Here is a 642-nt window from a genome sequence, read left to right as displayed (position 1 = left end):
CTTTGCAAGAACAATTTGGTTATTATTCAGCCAAACAAAGAATAAAAAATCAATTATCATACAAACTGGGACAGTCGTTAATCATTAATTCTAAAAATTTCTTTAGTATAGTATTAATTCCTATATATTTATTATCAGTTGTAATATTTTATAAACAAGAGCAAAAAATTAGTAAAGATAAAATAAAAAAACTACCACCTATAGAAAGTTGTTTAGATTATAAAGAAGCTATGGCAATTAAAAATCATCTTTCTTATAAGTTAGGTCAAATTTTAATTAAAAATTGTAAAAATTGGTATAAGGGTGGATTATTTAAATTACCATTTGATATAATAAAAACATATAAAATTCATAAGAAAAAGAGAGCATTATAGATGAATCAAAATAAAACTGTTGGTATAGTTATTCCAATATATAATGTAGAAAATTATTTAAGAGAATGTATAGAAAGTGTCATAAATCAAACTTATCTTAATCTAGAGATTATTTTAGTAAATGATGGCAGTACAGATAAAAATTCCTTAAATATCGCCAAAGAGTATACTTTAAAAGACGAAAGAATAACTTTATTTCATAAAAAAAATGGAGGATTAAGTAGTGCTAGAAATGTGGGTATAGAATATTTTAGCGGGGAGTATAAAT

General features: G+C 23.2%; 1 protein-coding gene and 1 pseudogene. Both read left to right on the top strand.

Annotation, left to right across the window (positions count from 1 at the left end; translation table 11 throughout):
• Positions 1-374, top strand: a pseudogene (locus AJ936_RS10155) (alpha-2,3-sialyltransferase); the annotation flags it as partial.
• Positions 375-642 (top strand): glycosyltransferase family A protein (locus tag AJ936_RS00005; RefSeq protein WP_070274195.1); only part of this gene is annotated, 268 nt, incomplete at its 3' end.

This window comes from Campylobacter sp. BCW_6877 (genome assembly GCF_001762445.1).
Taxonomy (GTDB): domain Bacteria; phylum Campylobacterota; class Campylobacteria; order Campylobacterales; family Campylobacteraceae; genus Campylobacter_D; species Campylobacter_D jejuni.
Note: the sequence above shows the minus strand (reverse complement) of the source record. Positions and strands in the feature narration are given on the sequence as shown.